Here is a 17403-nt window from a genome sequence, read left to right as displayed (position 1 = left end):
CTGCTTTAATTTACTAATTATTCTTCACCTCGTTATCAATATTCTGTAAAAATCCATGTACGTTTTGATTGAAAATCTGAAATTTTTCTAAAGGTAACATATGTCTTGCTTCTGGGATGATTATTAATTTTGATTGAGAAATACGCTTTACCATTTCTTCTGCCATTCTGATGTTCGAGCCTTGATCAAATTGACCTGTTATTACAAGTGTAGGAGCGTTAATTTCACATAAATCTTTCCACAATAAGCGATCAGCTTCTCCAAAAACTCGATATGCTTTTAAATAACTGTCTTCGTCGTTGTCTTTAAGACGCTGTTTAATTTGATTTACTAGATTTGAATGACTTTTGATAAATGTATCATTAAACCATCTTTCTATTGCTGGTTCAATTGTGCTATTTTTTCCTAATTTCTCTACAGTTTGTATTCTTTTTTGTACTGAAAGCCTTTCTCTGTCATTTCTATGGGCAACCGCATTAGAGAATATAAGTGATTTAACTTTTTCTTTATAAACACTACCGAATGACTGTGCTACCATCCCCCCCATGGAAAACCCTAAAACATGGGATTCATGAATATTAAGTTCATTCATAAAATTCAATAATTGTTCTGTGAAATCTTGTAATTCATAGTTTTCTTTATCAGGCTTACTTGATTTTCCATGACCTAACATATCATAAGCAAACACTTGATAATATGCTGAAAAATAGTTTATATGTTCTTTCCACATTGTATGATCAAGCCCCACACCATGAATTAAAATTAAAGGGTCTCCTGTACCAGCAGTCACATAGTAAGTATTATCTGATGTTATGCCGTTTTTCATTTATAGTAATCCCATGTCTTTCATATCTTGATGTCTATCTCCCGTTCTAGGATGTGGACGTCCCCCTGTAGAAACCCCAATAGCAACTACAATTTCATCTTGTCTTGGTGCATCATCAATACTTGTCTCAAATGTAACAAAATGAGATCGTTTTGAATCATCATTTTTATGCACCATAGGTATAGTAATTTTAGATCCTGGGCCTCCGCGCTTGTTTGTAAAGCTAAGTATACTTTTTCCTTCAACAGAATCTCTAAATTTATTGCCAAACTTTAATGTATGAATAAAGGCTGAAGCATGTTCAATTTCTCCATCAACGCCTACTGTTGCTGCTTTCCCAAAAGCTTCTACTTCATCTGGTGAATTAATATATTTAAATAGTTCTTCAACTAAAGTCTCTCCTATTATAGGTGCTTGTTCATCTATTTCTGGTTTTAAGTTTTCAACGTATCTTTCTCCATACCAAGGATTTTTAATTACTGCTGCAGTTATTATCATTTTTACCGGAACTTCTACTTCTTTCTGCCCTTCAATAAAAGTTTCTTCAATTGTTGTAAATATTTTTCTAATTTCTACCATTATATATTCCGCCTTTCCATTATTTAAAATTTGGCATTACTTTTTCGGTGAATAATTTTAAACTTTTCATCTTTTTTTCATGGGATAGGCCGTTATGATCTACCCATAATAAAAGATTTTGTAAATTTAACTCGTCTTGTAATTCTTTAATTTTTTCTGTTACATATTCTGGAGTCCCGAATAATAAATTTCTAGGATGTAAAAAATCATAATCTAGTTCTTGATCTTCTGTTAATTCTTCGTCAGGGTTCATTAAATTACCTAACCCTCTCCAATGACAAACCCATCTGTAATTGTTCAATACTGCTTCAGCAGCATCTTCTCTTGCTTGCTCCATTGTTTCTGCAACATATAAATCTCTAACTATAGCAATACCTTCTCCTAAAGCGACTTCTTTACCACGGGCTTCGGAAGCCGTATCTTTATATAAATGAAATCTTTTCTTTAGTTCTTTTACTGGTGGCATCCAAAATATCGCGTTAGTTCCTTCGCTAGCTGCTTTCTTGATTGAAGTTGTTGAGTCAATTGTTTGCCAAAACCGAGGATGCGGATTTTGATAAGCAGGTGGCATTATAGCTACTTTATTTATTTCCCCCTTATCTATATCCATAAAATCTTCTGAAGATGGACTCATCGGATGTTCCCATTTAATACCTTTTGGAGGGAAATTATAAAATTCTCCGTGATGAGCAAAAAAGTTTCCTGTTAAAGCTTTTTTTAATACTGTAACAGTTTCTTCAAATATGGCTCTATTTTGTTGCTGATTTGATGGATCCGCAGCTATATTGAGGTTGGCTGCTTCTCTTCCATACAAACCTCTCCCAACTCCAACTTCAACTCGTCCTCTGCTCATTTGATCTAACATTGCTATGTCTTCTGCTAATCTAAGTGGGTGCCAAAAAGTCACAATGTTAGCTGCTTGGCCAATTTTTATATTTTTCGTACGTGCAGCAATATCAGCTCCAATTAGTAATGGATTCGGTATAATTTCATTCCCTTCATGACCAAAATGATGCTCTGTGTACCAAATTGAATCATATCCATTTTGATCACAATATACCGCTTGTTCTCTCATCTCATCTAATACTTTATCAAACTCTTCTTCTCTATTTTGTGCATTCCAATTCGCAAAAATACCAAATTTCATATATAGTCACTCCTTATTTTTAAAATTTTGATTATAATTTAGCGTCATTGTTGATTTACGAGTTATAAATTTTAAATTTTTTTCTTTATTAGTTCCTTCAATTAATTGTTGCTCTATTGCTAATTTATGTGCAATTTTAGGCGCTGTCCAAACAGCAGGTAACATAATAATTGAAATAGGAACTGCTGTTATAATAATAAATGATTGTATCGCATTTATACTTCCTTCACCTATATTTATAAGAATTATAGAAATAATCCCCATAACAACTACCCAAAACACTCTAACAATTTTAGGCGGATCTCCTTCACCTGTTACTGACATAGATATTGAATATGACATTGTATCCGCAGTAGTAATAACAAAAATCAATGTTAAAATAAGTAACACAATGACAAGAATAGCCCCCATAGGTAAATTTGTAGCTATTGAAATCACTGCTGCAGGCAAACCATTTTCTGATAGAGGATTACTAACTTCGCCCGGATTTTTGGTTTCATAGAAAAGACCACTTCCTCCTAAAATAGTAAACCATAAATGAGAAACTACACCTGCAACAATGGAAACAAGTATAAAAATTTCCCTAATAGTTCTTCCTTTTGAAACGCGAGCCACTAACATAGCCATTAAAGGACCGTAACCTATAAACCACCCAAAAAAGAAAAGCATCCATGATCCAGCCCATTTATCGTCTCCTCTAAAAGTACTTATATCTATAAATTGAGTGATGTAAATACCATAAGAAGAGATAAATGTATCTATTATAAATTTTCCTGGCCCAACTAATAAAATAAACAATGCAATTCCTATAGCTAACCAAATATTCAATTTGCTAAGAAATTGAATCCCTTTATCAATACCAGTAACTGCAGATATAGTTACTACTATTATTAACCCTACTACAGATAAAATTTGGGTAATTATATTATCAGGGACTCCAAAAATACTATGCATCCAATAACTAAATTGAAAACCAAAAAAACCAATTGTTCCAATTGTTCCAGCTACAGCTCCTAGGATACAAAGTACATCTATCAACGATCCTGTAGAATTATTTTCAATTTTCTTACCAAATATTGGGTATAATAATGTTCTAGGGCGTATTTTCATCCCTTTATTATAGTGCGCATACATTATAATAATGCCACTTACTGCTCCATATACTGCCCAAGCTGTAAACCCCCACGATGTAAAGCTTTGTGCCATTGACGCTGGTATTGCTTCAGTACTTTTGTTCTCAATATTAGAGTCCATAGTTGGTGGAACGTCAATGAAATAGTACATAGGTTCAGCAGCTGCCCAAAATATAGCTCCCGCACCTAATCCTGCTGTTATGACAATAGCTGCCCATTTAAAAAAACCCATTTCAGGTTTAGAAGTATTACCTAGACGTACACGCCCATATTTTGAAAAAATTAAAAATAGCCCTACTGCAAAAGTAGCGAGTAATAAAATTTGCCAAAATGCACCAAAATAAGTAATTGAAATTTGAAACCCCTTTTCAACAAACTTCGATGTAGCTTTGGTAAATAGTGAGGACATTACAACAAACAACATTAATACTCCTCCACTAAAACTAAATACCGGCCAATCTATTTTACTTTTCCACCCTTCCTTTTTCATTTTGCTACCTCAGTGTGCTCCGTATGCGCTAGTTGTTTTTGCATAAATCCCATTTCTATTGATAGTTCTTTCAATCTATATATTACGTCTGCATCTATAATTTCTTTATCGGAATTAAAATGAGAATCATTTAAGTAAACATTTCCAGGTGCGATATAAGCTCTAAAATATCCTGCTATTGGTTTCAACTGATTCTCAACAACAAGATAATGTTGAAACGTTCCACCAGTAGCTATAAACCCTATAATTTTACGTTTCATTGCCTTCGGTGGTATTAAGTCAAATAGATTTTTTAATACACCAGTAAAAGAACCTTGAAAAATGGGCGTACCGAAAATATATGCATCTGCAACACAAATTTTTCCTATTAATTCTTGTGTGTCATTGTTATATTCTGAAATAGGTCTACCATCACAAAATTCTAAATCATAATCCTTCAAATTTATAAACTCTGTAGTGACATCCTCATTCATATATTCTATAGCCTTCTTTACTGCAACTTCCGTTTTCGAACCTATAATAGTACCTGAAATGCCTAATAATTTCATGAATATTCCCCCTTAATAAATTCATATTCTTGAAGAATTATTGAATTCATTTAATTTGTGCGTTAATCCACCTTTTCCAAAAGACAATGTATTTTTGCTTTGTAAATAATTCAGAAAATCTATAATTTTTTTTCTTCTATGAAGAATATTTTTAACCCCTTGATTATAAAACCACGAATCTATGGTGTTATATATACCACGGTTAACTTTATACATATTCTTGCAATAGCTTGAAAATTCAAGATCTGTATTATGAATTATTTGGTTGTACCAAGACAATTTTATCCCCACCTTTTCGCTAATAAAAATAACTTAGACATCTCCAATAAAATAAACTAAATATTCTGAATTTATAAGTTGTCATAAATTACTCTTATTTAATAATCTCCCCCTTATAAGAAAGCGCTTCCATTTAATGTTAAAAATTTTTAAACAGGCCCGTAAACGATTTGTTATAATTAAAATAAGCAAACCCTAATAATTAAGTGACACTTAATTAAGTACAGATTAATAGTTTTGCTTTTATTTGTCAATTATAAAAAGGAGAAAATTACAATGGATACTGATATAAAAATAGGTCAAAAACTTAGAAATATTAGAAAAGGAAAAAATATAACTATTAATAAACTTGCGAAAGATACTGGTTTTACACCCAGCTTTATCAGTCAATTTGAAAGAGGTTTTACTTCAGCTTCTATTTCTACATTAAAAAAAATAACAGACGCACTATCAATAAATTTAACAATGCTATTAAACGAGAATGAAGATGTTCAGAATACTCCTTATATTGTAAAAAAAGGAGAAGCTAAAAAACTTTCTTACCCTGATGAGAAATCTACAGATTATATGATAACCAGAGAGAACGCTCCTTATGAAGTGATTTATAGTGAAATAAAGCCTGGCGGAAATAGTGGTGACTTATTATCTCATAATAGTATTGAAGAAACTGTTACCATATTACAAGGAACAATGGAAATTGAAATTAATAATAATATTTATATATTGAACGAAAATGATTCTATATCTTTTTGCAGTCAATCTCCTCATGCTTGGAAAAACAATAGCGATAAAACTTTGAAAGTAATCTGGGTAGTATATCCACCTACCTATTAAATAATTAAATTTAAAGATTATGATTTTAATATTTTACAAAAAAATTTATTCGTTATAATATTAAATAAATTCAATTTAGTAGGAGGTGCTTGTATGAATAAAATAGAAGCTAAAACAATCCAAAAGTACGTTTGTCATGAATTAATGAACTTGAGAAAAAATAAAAATTTTAAAAAACATGATATTGCTCTCGTCTTAGATATTAGTATTAGCGACCTCCTAGAAATTGAAAGAGGAAAAAATTCAAATCTGCCACTACCTATTTACATGCAATTATGTGATTTATATGATGTTGAATTAGAACAAGTTATATATAATGCCAAAAGAAATCTTGCAATAGATAGAGGCTATTCTTTTTAAATATTAAAATTATGATTATTAAACAGTTTCATATACTTAACTTAATCGAAGTTTCTCAGAAGTTATTTTAAAAGACTCTTTATTAATAAAGGGTCTTTTAATTATTTCAAAATCAAATACTTTTCAAATAATAAAAGTTCTATATTACTTTTGCTTGTTCAAATTAATTTTACTATACATATAATTCACTATAATTAACTGTTAAATTAGCAATTATTGAATAAAAAATTCAGATATTTATATGCCATTAAAAATAAATAATCATTTATTTTTTATTTATCTTTGTAAATTAATATTTCATATGTATATTAAAATGTAAAAATCAACAAAAATATTTCTAAATTTTCAGAATTCAACAAATTATTTTTAATTATTTTATGGTAAATTTAATTTATTTAGCATTTATATAAGGGGGAGGTTATTTGAGTTACTTCAATAAAGGACGCAATCATGCGCTAAAACCTAAGAAAAAATTTAAAATGCCACACATTTATGTCATTTTATTTATTTTTGGTGTAATCGCTACGCTTGCTACTTATATTGTTCCATCAGGTGAATTCAAGAGAATTAAGGGTCCTGAAGGTAGAGAAATGGTGGATGCTGATTCATTTCACTACATTACTTCTGCACCAGTAGGCATAGTCGACTTTATATCGATTATTCCTAGAGGACTTATTGAAGCTGGGGAAATCGTATTCTTTACATTAATTATTGGTGGCATGTTCATGGTACTTAGAAGAACGGGTATCATCGAAATTGCTGTTGATAACTTAACACGTCGTTTTATTTATAAAAGTATATTTATTATTCCGGTGTTAACTACAGTATTTGCTATTGTAGCTACTTTAATTGGTACAGCAGAATTATCGCTAGTTTATATTCCTGTCATCATTCCACTCGTCATCGCTTTAGGATATGATTCTATAACTGCCACAGCGATTGCTCTTTGTGGAACAGTTGTCGGCTTTACAGTAGGTGTTCTTAACCCTATTAATACGGGATTAGCACAAAAGCTTTCTGGAATCCCTGTATTTTCAGGTATTGGTTTAAGGATTATCTTATTTATCGTAGTGTTAGCAGTCACAATTGTTTTCATTATGCGTTATGCTAAAAAAGTTCATAAACAACCTACTTTAAGCCCCGTATATGAGGATGATTCAGAAAAAAGAGAGCTATATCAGCACATTACAGAACATGCTCCAACTAAAGCTACAACAAGACAAAAATGGGGGATCGCTGTTATCTTTGTCTTCTTTATTATCCTGGTATACGGCGTCACTACCCAAGGATGGTTCATGGTAGAAATGGCCGGTTTATTTATATTCATGGGCGTCATCGTTGGATTCGTTTCAGGCCTATCAACACAAACTATTTGCGAAGCATTCAATGATGGCTTTAAGGATGTACTCATGGGTGCAATTATCGTTGGCCTTGCACGTTCCATTGCTGTAGTTCTTGAAGACGGCAAGATTATGGACACCATCGTTCATGGACTTGGTTCAGTTATTGATGGTACTACTCCAACCATTGCAGTCATTGGCATGTATGCAGTACAAGTGCTTATTAACTTCATAATATCTTCTGGTAGTGGGCAAGCGTTGGTTACAATGCCAATTATGGCTCCTTTAGCTGATATGTTAGGTGTTACTAGACAAACTGCTGTCTTGGCGTTCCAACTTGGCGATGGCTTCACGCACATATTTTATCCTACAAGTGGTTACTTTATGGCAGCCTTGGCCATAGGTGGCGTTTCTTATACTAAATGGATCCGCTTCTTCTTCCCACTCTTTATAATATGGGCAGTTATTTCTATCATTACATTGATTATTGCACAACTTAGTGGATGGTCTTAAATAGCTTTTTTATAACATAGTAAGATCTTAACAATATATATGTCTTTTTGTGACAATGTTTAATTTTGAGGGAACAAAAGATAAACTTATTACTAGTTTCTCCTGTTCCCTTTATTATTGTATGAGTTAAATCAAACTGCATTAAAAATTTTTATACTATGTGCTACTTTATTGGTAATCAATGGTTACCAAAATCAATTTTAAAGCCTAAATCTTCTATCATTTTATAATCTAATTTATTCGGCTGATCACCTGTAATAAGATAATCTCCCACGAATATTGAATTTGCAGCTTTTAAAGCTAGTAGTTGTAGCGAGCGTAAATTAACCTCTTTATTAAGGTAATAAACCAATTTTTCCCACTAAATATTTGAATGTTTTTTATTGCTGAATGATAATTATAGTAATTTACATATTATTATCACACAGGAGGTAACCATGAGTTTAGCTGAAACTTTATTTACGACGGGAGAATTCGCTGAATTATGTAGTGTAAAAAAGCAAACACTTTTCCATTATGATGAAATTGGTATTTTAAAGCCTCAGTACAGAAATGACAAAGGCTATCGATTTTACACTTTAAAACAATTAGAAATATTTAGTGTGATTGATATATTGAAGGGTCTTGGTTTATCGCTTATTGAAATAAAGGAATTTTTAGATATCCGATCACTACCTAAAACAATTAATTTGTTAACTGACAAAGAAATAGAAATAGATTTGAAAATCCAACAATTAAAACAACAAAAACTAACCATACAAAATAAAAAGAGTTATTTATATGAGTCTTACAAAGCCGACTTTTCTACTATAGATATTATAACGTTACCAACACAATATTATTTGTTAAGTGATACTATAGGCGACGTAACACTTAAATCTTCATCGCATAAACTCATGTCTTTTATTAATTTTATAAAGCATAATCATCTAGACTCTGGTTATCCTATTGGTGTAATCATTGCTAAAAATAATATTCAAAACGATAAATATACTGAGTTCTCAAATTTTTATATTCAAGTAAAACAAAATATAGAAGAATCACATTTTACTAGGGAAGAAGGACAATACATTATTGCCTACCATGAAGGTCCTGATGAAACGTTATACAAAACACATAAAAAAATTAAAGATTATTTAATAAGCAATCGATTTAAAATGATTGGTGACAGCTTTGAAGAATATGTTGTTGATGAAATCAGTACTAATGGTCCCGATAAATACGTCACAAAAATTTCTATAGCAGTCGAAAAAATTTAACATCTTCTATTTTTTTATAAAAACTTACAAAACCATTCTTGACTATATGGTTACCATATAGTTTATATTTTTATATATGGAAAGTAGGTGACTGTTATGAATATTAAAAAGTGGATAATCTTATGTTTGGTCTCTAGTGCATTATTTTTAATCGTGATTGACATGACAGTTTTATATACTGCTCTACCATTGCTAACACATGATTTAGAAGCGACTGCTACACAAAAATTATGGATTGTTAATGCCTATGCTTTAGTAGTTGCGGGGTTACTGCCTGGTCTTGGTACATTGGGAGATTATGTAGGCTATAAGAAAATGTTTTTACTTGGTTTGGCTATTTTTGGTGGCGCTTCATTACTAGCAGCAAGTGCTACGACACCAACTGTATTAATATTGGCTAGAGTATTATTAGCTATAGGTGCTGCTACAATGATGCCTTCAACACTATCAATTATAAAATTAACATTTAAAGATTACCAAGAACGTGCATTAGCACTTGGTATTTGGTCGGCAATTACCGCAGCTGGTGCGGGTTTAGGTCCTGTAATAGGTGGCCTATTATTAGAGAAATTTTCATGGCCATCTGTATTTATTATCAATATACCTGTTGTGATTATCGTCATAATTATTTCTTATATTTTAATACCTCAATATCCTACAAATAAAGATGGTACATGGGATTTTATAAGCTCATTCCAAATCATGGTAGGTCTGATTACAGTCGTATTTGCAATCAAAGAATTAGCTAAACCAGAAAATAATTCAGCAGTATTATTCAGTGCTTTCGCTATTGGACTCATTGCTATAATTATGTTCATTAGAAGACAAAATAGATTAAAATTTCCATTAATCAATTTAGCAATCTTTAAAAATCCATACTTTACGGGCGGTACTATCGTTGCTATTACAACTTCTTTTATATTGATGGGATTTGAATATATTCTTTCTCAAAGGCTACAACTTGTTTTAGGCTTAACACCATTAAATGCTGGGTTAACAATAATGATGATGGCCTTAGCCTCACTGGTAGGCGCAATTTTAATTGGTATCATATTAACTAAATTTGGTACATTAAAACTACAATGGGTAACATTACTACTGGCCTTTATTGGCATATCAACATTTTATTGGGTTTTACATGCACATTTAGCCATACAAATTGTTACTTTAATCATAATTGGTCTTGGTTTAGGTGGCGCAATGACGCTAGCATCTAACGCTATTATGTCAAATGCTGATGATAAGAATTCAGGTATGGCCGCTTCCATTGAAGAAGTGTCATTTGAATTTGGTGGATCATTAGGCATCGCTATTTTAGGTGGATTATTCTCTGTTTTCTACAGTTTATTCTTTGATTTTAATAGTAATTCTGTTGATTTATCTAAGGCAAAAGGCAGTTTAGATGAGACATTGGTTCAAGCAGAACAACTTCCTTTATCTATTAGCAAAGAACTTATCGAAGCTGGCAAAGCAGCATATGACAATGCCTTTTCACTCATTATTATTATAAGTATTTTGTCACTAGCATTCACCATTATCTTATTAATATGGATGGACTTAAAACATAAGCGACTGTCTGAATAAATAAGAGTATAAAAAGCAGATGAAACGTTCAATCTATGAACACTTCATCTGCTTTATTCTTGTTGTTATATCATTGTTAAACACAATCCTAGTTCTCAAACTAACTACAATCCGCATAGAAATTATCTATACTTTAAATCTTACGATAACCACTCTGGTTTACTAGATCCTCTAGGAATTAACGTAGTATGGTAATGACCAGGTGTTTCTGACATTGTAACTTGGTCAGTCACTCCGATATAATGTCCGAGTGGTGTCTCAGATTCAAATTGGTCAGGAGCGACAATTGCATGCGTATCTGTCGTATTAAAAACATCATTTACATATGATTTTTCAAAAATACCTAATGACATTAAATAGAGTGAAACGCGACTCAAATTAACCTGAACTCTATAACTGCCGCCTTCTTTTGCTCTTCTTTCTAACGCTTTAATTGCTCCAGTTTCTAACAACCATGATATGACATAATCATTCACAACCACGATTGGTGGTAACTTAGGTTGGTTTTCTGTACCCTCTAATGCCATAACACCCATAGCGCTTCCTGCAGTTTGATCGAAACCATTTCTATCTGACCAAGGCCCTTGATCACCATAACAATTAACAGAACAATGAATAATTCCCGGTCTTTTCTCGGCAAGTTCATGAGGTGTTAAATGTCTCTCTTGCATGAAACCGTATCTTTTATTCATGAAAAAGATATCTGCTGATTTTAATAGGTCATCAAATTTTTGTTGATGTTCAGTTGAATGGTCGATATCTAAATAGGTTGATCTCATGCCGATATGTGAAGTTAATAATAACGTTTCCTCTTCTAGCTCAGAAGGTCTCCAAACATTTAATACATCTGCACCATGTAAAGCTAAGCCTCTTCCTAAACCTGCACCAGCAATTACATGTCCCATGCCTAATGCACGGATGCCATCCAATGGTTGTTGAGGGTTTTCACTGAAGCTCTCGGGTTCTGACTCGCCAATTTTCTCTATCGTAACAAGTGGTTCTTTAGCGATATATTCAAACTGTTCTTCTTGCATAAATTCAGGCAATGTTCTTACCATAGGCATGACGACACCTTTTTCTGCAGCAGCTTCTTCCAAATCTTTCGCGTCCCACTGTTTAATCGCATGAGCAACAGACTGTTTGTTTGGTAATGCTTTGATGAGTTCAAGCGTATGTCTATGTGAACTTGGGTAAGGATTTAATGGCATCACCCATCGATTATCTTTTGTTTGGTAAAAACTAAACCGCGTTGGATTATTTGGAAAATATTGCTGTTTAGCAGGAAATCCATTTAATGTTTCCCATTTTCTTTCATAAAAAGGAGATAAACGTTTCAATGCCTTTCTTATATCTACATAAATATCCTGCCCATTACCTCCCCTGTTTTGCCATAAGGAAGCAAGCGCAACAGATTTGGCAGCTAAGCCTATACCAGCTAATGAAGCAATCCTTAGTGTACTAGGTTGGATTGGATCCTTACCATAGAATGTAACTTCCCCACCAGCATCCGCAGTTGAATAGCCAATATCATTCAACAATTTCTCTAACTCAGAATTAATATCAAAATCATCGTCTTTATTTATACGATTCCGATAATTGTGTAGTAGCACTGTTTTTAAGTCTTTATTTAGCATTTCTTTTCCTTCTTTCTCAATAGCTTTATTTCATTATAGTTATTTCGTTATACTCATTAAAGTAAGCGAAAGTTCAAAAATATACATTTTGTTTATAATTGTTTATTTTTAAGGAGTGTTTTTTATTTATACAAATAAACGAAATAAAACCCAAAAAAGCATTATAGCTTCGGTGTTGTCATTACTAGAAAAACGCGCTTTAACTGACATTACAGTATCTGATATATGCAACAAGGCTAATATCACACGTGCTACATTCTATAAATACTATAAAAATATTGAGATGTTATACAAAAACATTAAAACACAAACACTCAACGAATTATTTGGTAACCCTTATATCTTCTTTAATAAGCATCAAAATATTTTAGATGCTCAATTGTACTTAGCAAACCAAGTCTTTCATTATATTATTCATCATCGCTATTTATTCAAAACTTTAATACTGAATGACACTAGATTCAATTTAGACATGTATAACTATTTTAAAGAAAACTATATTAATTTTTTAAGCAATACTATAGTTAATAACCACAATTTAGAAATTGATGACCAATTCTTATGTACTTATATAGCTTCTGCTTATACCGGCATCATCTATGAATGGGTACTTTCTGATTTTGAAATGTCACCTATTGATTTAACACATAGTATGATTTTTATAAATTCAAATGGTCCAATAAGTGTTTTAGAAAAATAAAATTTATTGAAATTTCAAATAATAAAAACGTAAAAATATTTTCTAAGTATTTAAGCAAAAATATTGAAACCCGATTAAAACGGTAGTATTATCACCTAATGTCAGTTTGAAATTCACTTCACAAGAACTGGACTATGAATATAAAAGACTAAGAGGAGTGTAAATATGTTCAATCAAACAAAACAATATATCAACGGTGAATGGGTAGAGAGTCACAGCAACGAAACAATGGATGTTATTAATCCAGCAACAGAAGAAGCTTTTGGTAAAATTGCTAAAGGTAATACTCAAGACGTTGAAGATGCGGTTAACGCTGCAGATAGCGTTTATTTAGAATTCCGTAATACTTCAGTAGAATACCGTCAAAACTTACTTAACGATATCGTTAAAGAATACGAAAATCGTAAAGAAGATCTAATCAAAGCGATGACTTTAGAGCTTGGTACACCAGTTACAGCATCTGAAAATGTCCACTACGAAATGGGATTATCACATTTTAAAGCAGCAAGAGATGCTTTAGATAACTTTAATTTTAGAGAGCGTAGAGGCAATAATATCGTTATAAAAGAAGCAATCGGTGTAGCAGGATTAATTACACCTTGGAATTTCCCTACAAATCAAACTGCCTTGAAATTAGCAGGCGCATTTGCAGCAGGTAGCAGTGTAGTCCTAAAACCATCAGAAGAAACACCATTTGCTGCAATTATCTTAGCAGAAATTTTTGATAAAGTAGGCGTGCCAAAAGGCGTCTTCAACTTGGTAAATGGCGATGGCCTTGGTGTAGGTAATCCAATCTCTGAAAATGAAAAAATTAGAATGGTATCTTTCACTGGCTCTGGTAATACTGGTAGTAAAATCATGGAAAAAGCAAGTAAAGATTTTAAAAAAGTATCACTTGAATTAGGTGGTAAATCACCTTATGTCATCTTAGAAGATGCTGATTTAGACAAAGCTGCAGATGCAGCAGTCCATAAAGTAGTTGGTAATTCAGGACAAGTTTGTATTGCCGGCTCAAGAACTCTTGTTCCAGAATCAATCAAAGATGAATTTATTGAAAAAGTAAAAGAAAAAATGAGTGCAATCAAAGTTGGCGACCCACAAGATGCAACAGTAGAGATGGGACCAGTCATTAACAGTAAACAATTTAATCAAATCCAAGAATTTATTAAAATTGGTGCACAAGAAGGCGCAACAATTGAATTAGGTGGAGAGGGTAAACCCGAAGGACTAGAAACAGGCTACTTCATTAAACCAACTATTTTCTCAAATGTAGATAATCATATGACTATCGCTCAAGAAGAAATATTTGGACCAGTAATGTCTATTATCACTTACAGTGATGTTGATGAAGCAATCAAAATCGCAAATGATACAAAATATGGTTTAGCTGCATATGTGTATGGTTCAGATATGGACACTTTACAAAAAGTAGCTACTGCATTTGAAGCAGGCGTTATTGAAATTAATGAATACCCAAGAAGCGCTGATATGCCATTTGGTGGTTATAAACAATCTGGTATCGGTAGAGAATGGGGAGACTATGGTATTGAAGAATTCTTAGAAGTTAAATCAATTTCTGGCTTCTTTCAATAAATAATAGTAATTAAAGCACGATGCCAATCTGTTTTATATTTAAATGAAACCCTAATCAAATACACTTCTATTTGAATGTAATAAACCCCAAAAGCTGAACTTATAATTCAACTTTTGGGGTTCTTATATTATATATACTATTACAATTATTTTTACACCATACTATGTCAAAATATTTTTAACCACTCTTACTATCCCACCAATTATATTAATGAATATATCTAGTATTATAGTAAATATACTTTCTTTACTCTCTCTACTTAACTTTCTTTTTCTTTGATTACACATTACCTTCACGCCCTTGTTCAAAGATTCCAAATTGACTTAACTATATCATCATTAATAGCTATAAACCTTTATTTCTAGCAAAGGAGGGAATGCTTATTTAAATTTACAATAAGTTAAGCTTTAAAATACTATAATTACTTACTTTTTATGAACCGTTCTCTTAGGATTCGGACCGTATTTGTTATCTTCTTTTTGCCCTTTTGAACAACAAACAACTAATGCAACAATTACAATAACAAGATAAACAACTCCAACTATAACCAATACAATATCCACCACAGCATTATCCATTTCCGTAATATCTATGTCTATCAATCTATTTATATCTTCTAAAAAAGTAACTAATAAAATCAAAATAGGAATTAACATAGTCATACCTATATCATGAAACCTTCTAACTGTGACAGTGAACATAGCAATTGTGACTAATATATATATATGACCCAACCAACTATTTCCTCTATTATTGTTGGAATTGGTACTATATATAAAAACAAACTAATCACAGTGTAAATAAGCATATTTATTAAAATAGTATACTAATATTCTTTTCTTCATTATCTACATGTAATATTTAAGGCATTAATCCAAAATAACTTGTAGTAATGTAACATCTATTTGCACCCCTATGTATTCTTTATTAACCCAATAATAAACAAATGAAATATCATAAATTAGCAATTAAAACTCAACAATAAAATGTTAATAAAAAACTAATTTCACATTATAATTAAAGTTTTTATTTTTATTAAGTTGTTTTAATATATTGTAGTACATGTTATGCTTTAAAAAAAGATACACTTAGGAGGCAATATACATATGGAAACATCTAAATTACCATTGGCTCAACATTTTTCAAATTTAAGAATTAATCCGAAATGGGCATTAAAACTACTTATCGCTATAGTCGTTGTGGTACTATCTACCATAATTAGTAGTAGTTTAATTGACTATGATACATTGTTTAAAGATACTGGTTTAAGTGGACAAGAGCTTGAACAAACGAAAGCTATAGGACAAATCACTGGAATCATTAGTGGCATTGTTGGTGGCATCATCGGCATCGGTATTACATTTGTTATTTTCCTATTAATTTCAAAAATCATGAAATCTGATGCTAGTGCTAAATCTATTTTTTCAGCTACATTAAGCTATACAGTTATCACTAGTGTAATTGGACTTATCGTGATTTTAATTCAATGGATTGCGGGCTTGTCACCAACGGACTATGTCATAACAAGTCTCAATATTTTTGATAAAGGCAACAGCTTTCTTAGTGCATTCAACTTACAAACACTTATAGGCGCTTATGTATTTGGTGTAATGCTCCTAGCTACAAATCGTTTTTCTAAAAAGTCAGCAATTATATGGTCAATTGTCTATTTAGTTATCTTAGTAGGCTTTGCATTAATTGGTGCTTCTTTCCAATAATAACTGATCAGTAACTTTTAAAATTAGAAATTTTTTAAGTGCTATTTAATCTGTAACGCATGTATAATTAACACTAGAGTCCTCTGCAGACTACTAACTCTATAGCCTATATAAATAAAACCCGAGACATAAATAAATGTCTCAGGTTCCAGAACGTAAACAAACCTTAGGTGAAAGTTCGCCTAAGGTTTGTTTATTTATATTTGTATAGTTATTTTTCAAAATAGCAGTAATCTTTCAGACTAAAGTTAGTTCTTTCATAAATTGATTTATTCAACATAACAAACACCACCACTATTTAATTTACATATTTTAATCTTTTCAGTGTAATATTAGCACTGTTTTGGGCCGACTCCTGAGGGAAGAGCACTAGCCGGAGACTACAAGCTAAGGCAGTGCTCGCGGAAAGCGTGCACAAAAAACTACCAACAAAGTCAAAGGCTTTGTCGACAGTCTAAACCCCAAGAGATTTATTTACGTCCTAGATTCTCATTTTTGTATTATTTAAATTTTAAAATCATAATAAAACACTCACAATAAATAAGATGCTAGTAATTATAAATAATACTCCTGTCACTTTAGACTTTCTTATATAAGCTATACCAATAGACATTGTGAATATCGCTTGAAAGGTATTCTGGGCAGTATTTGTAAAATGAACAACTTCAAAAAGCCCTAAGCAATTAATAGCAATAAAAATAATTGCAATAATGATAAATATAATTTCATAAATTTTGAAATCTTTATTTATACTCAAAATAAAAATCTCCTTTTACAAATTCAGATTTTCTCCATAATAATACCAGAAAAATAAACTTGTAATAATTGCCCCCATTTTACTCCGAATCATCTGTTTTTCTATGAG

The 17403-nt window shown here is 31.7% G+C and carries 15 protein-coding genes and 1 pseudogene; 8 read left to right on the top strand and 8 right to left on the bottom strand.

Annotation, left to right across the window (positions count from 1 at the left end; all coding sequences use genetic code 11):
• Nucleotides 1-13: 13 nt before the first annotated feature.
• The 5 genes from ACSUE0_RS01780 to ACSUE0_RS01760 are packed head-to-tail and all read right to left on the bottom strand — an operon-like array spanning nucleotide 14 to nucleotide 4723.
• Nucleotides 14-826, bottom strand: coding sequence for an alpha/beta fold hydrolase (locus tag ACSUE0_RS01780; RefSeq protein ID WP_436955815.1), 813 nt, complete (start codon nucleotides 824-826; stop codon nucleotides 14-16).
• Nucleotides 827-1405, bottom strand: coding sequence for an amino acid synthesis family protein (locus ACSUE0_RS01775; protein WP_436955813.1), 579 nt, complete (start codon nucleotides 1403-1405; stop codon nucleotides 827-829).
• 19 nt (nucleotides 1406-1424) lie between these two features.
• A complete protein-coding gene (locus tag ACSUE0_RS01770; RefSeq protein WP_017723569.1) occupies nucleotides 1425-2552 on the bottom strand; it encodes an LLM class flavin-dependent oxidoreductase in 1128 nt (375 codons plus the stop codon).
• 6 nt (nucleotides 2553-2558) lie between these two features.
• Nucleotides 2559-4175, bottom strand: a complete 1617-nt coding sequence (locus ACSUE0_RS01765) for a BCCT family transporter (protein WP_436955811.1) — start codon at nucleotides 4173-4175, stop codon at nucleotides 2559-2561.
• Nucleotides 4172-4723 (bottom strand): NADPH-dependent FMN reductase, encoded by a 552-nt coding sequence (locus ACSUE0_RS01760; RefSeq protein ID WP_107552287.1) that lies wholly within the window; start codon nucleotides 4721-4723, stop codon nucleotides 4172-4174. The genes ACSUE0_RS01765 and ACSUE0_RS01760 overlap by 4 nt, the downstream gene beginning before the upstream one ends.
• A 555-nt stretch (nucleotides 4724-5278) precedes the next feature.
• Here ACSUE0_RS01760 and ACSUE0_RS01755 point away from each other — a divergent pair.
• The 3 genes from ACSUE0_RS01755 (at nucleotide 5279) to ACSUE0_RS01745 (ending at nucleotide 8049) form a co-directional block, all read left to right on the top strand.
• The gene (locus ACSUE0_RS01755) at nucleotides 5279-5836 is read left to right on the top strand and encodes a helix-turn-helix domain-containing protein (RefSeq protein WP_017723573.1); all 558 of its coding nucleotides are present in this window, start codon (nucleotides 5279-5281) and stop codon (nucleotides 5834-5836) included.
• 93 nt (nucleotides 5837-5929) lie between these two features.
• A complete protein-coding gene (locus tag ACSUE0_RS01750; RefSeq protein ID WP_119604193.1) occupies nucleotides 5930-6196 on the top strand; it encodes a helix-turn-helix transcriptional regulator in 267 nt (88 codons plus the stop codon).
• 422 nt (nucleotides 6197-6618) lie between these two features.
• Complete coding sequence (locus ACSUE0_RS01745) at nucleotides 6619-8049, top strand: YfcC family protein (protein WP_436955808.1); 1431 nt, start codon at nucleotides 6619-6621, stop codon at nucleotides 8047-8049.
• Between the two features lie 178 nt (nucleotides 8050-8227).
• Here ACSUE0_RS01745 and ACSUE0_RS01740 read toward each other — a convergent pair.
• Nucleotides 8228-8383: pseudogene (locus tag ACSUE0_RS01740) on the bottom strand (biotin synthase BioB); the annotation flags it as partial.
• A gap of 103 nt (nucleotides 8384-8486) precedes the next feature.
• On the opposite strand from ACSUE0_RS01740, the gene ACSUE0_RS01735 reads away from it, so the two are divergent.
• Both ACSUE0_RS01735 and ACSUE0_RS01730 read left to right on the top strand, forming a co-directional pair.
• Complete coding sequence (locus ACSUE0_RS01735) at nucleotides 8487-9308, top strand: MerR family transcriptional regulator (protein WP_153672617.1); 822 nt, start codon at nucleotides 8487-8489, stop codon at nucleotides 9306-9308.
• Between the two features lie 96 nt (nucleotides 9309-9404).
• Nucleotides 9405-10892 (top strand): MFS transporter, encoded by a 1488-nt coding sequence (locus ACSUE0_RS01730; RefSeq protein WP_436955806.1) that lies wholly within the window; start codon nucleotides 9405-9407, stop codon nucleotides 10890-10892.
• Between the two features lie 140 nt (nucleotides 10893-11032).
• Here ACSUE0_RS01730 and ACSUE0_RS01725 read toward each other — a convergent pair whose 3' ends face one another.
• Entirely contained in the window at nucleotides 11033-12526 is a 1494-nt protein-coding gene (locus ACSUE0_RS01725) for a CoA transferase (protein ID WP_436955805.1), read from the bottom strand.
• A gap of 175 nt (nucleotides 12527-12701) precedes the next feature.
• Between ACSUE0_RS01725 and ACSUE0_RS01720 the strand changes: the two genes are divergently transcribed.
• The gene (locus ACSUE0_RS01720; RefSeq protein ID WP_436955803.1) at nucleotides 12702-13226 is read left to right on the top strand and encodes a TetR-like C-terminal domain-containing protein; all 525 of its coding nucleotides are present in this window, start codon (nucleotides 12702-12704) and stop codon (nucleotides 13224-13226) included.
• Nucleotides 13227-13391: 165 nt separating this feature from the next.
• Nucleotides 13392-14819, top strand: coding sequence for an aldehyde dehydrogenase family protein (locus ACSUE0_RS01715; protein WP_436955801.1), 1428 nt, complete (start codon nucleotides 13392-13394; stop codon nucleotides 14817-14819).
• A gap of 426 nt (nucleotides 14820-15245) precedes the next feature.
• On the opposite strand, the gene ACSUE0_RS01710 is transcribed toward ACSUE0_RS01715, so the two are convergent.
• Nucleotides 15246-15554: a DUF805 domain-containing protein gene (locus ACSUE0_RS01710; protein ID WP_436955799.1), complete on the bottom strand. Its 309-nt coding sequence runs from the start codon at nucleotides 15552-15554 to the stop codon at nucleotides 15246-15248.
• 372 nt (nucleotides 15555-15926) lie between these two features.
• Between ACSUE0_RS01710 and ACSUE0_RS01705 the strand changes: the two genes are divergently transcribed.
• Nucleotides 15927-16538, top strand: coding sequence for a YIP1 family protein (locus tag ACSUE0_RS01705; protein WP_119614186.1), 612 nt, complete (start codon nucleotides 15927-15929; stop codon nucleotides 16536-16538).
• Nucleotides 16539-17403 lie beyond the last annotated feature (865 nt).

The organism is Staphylococcus sp. AS1337 (assembly GCF_051408735.1).
Lineage (GTDB): Bacteria > Bacillota > Bacilli > Staphylococcales > Staphylococcaceae > Staphylococcus > Staphylococcus xylosus_B.
This window is presented reverse-complemented; position numbering and strand designations above follow the sequence as displayed.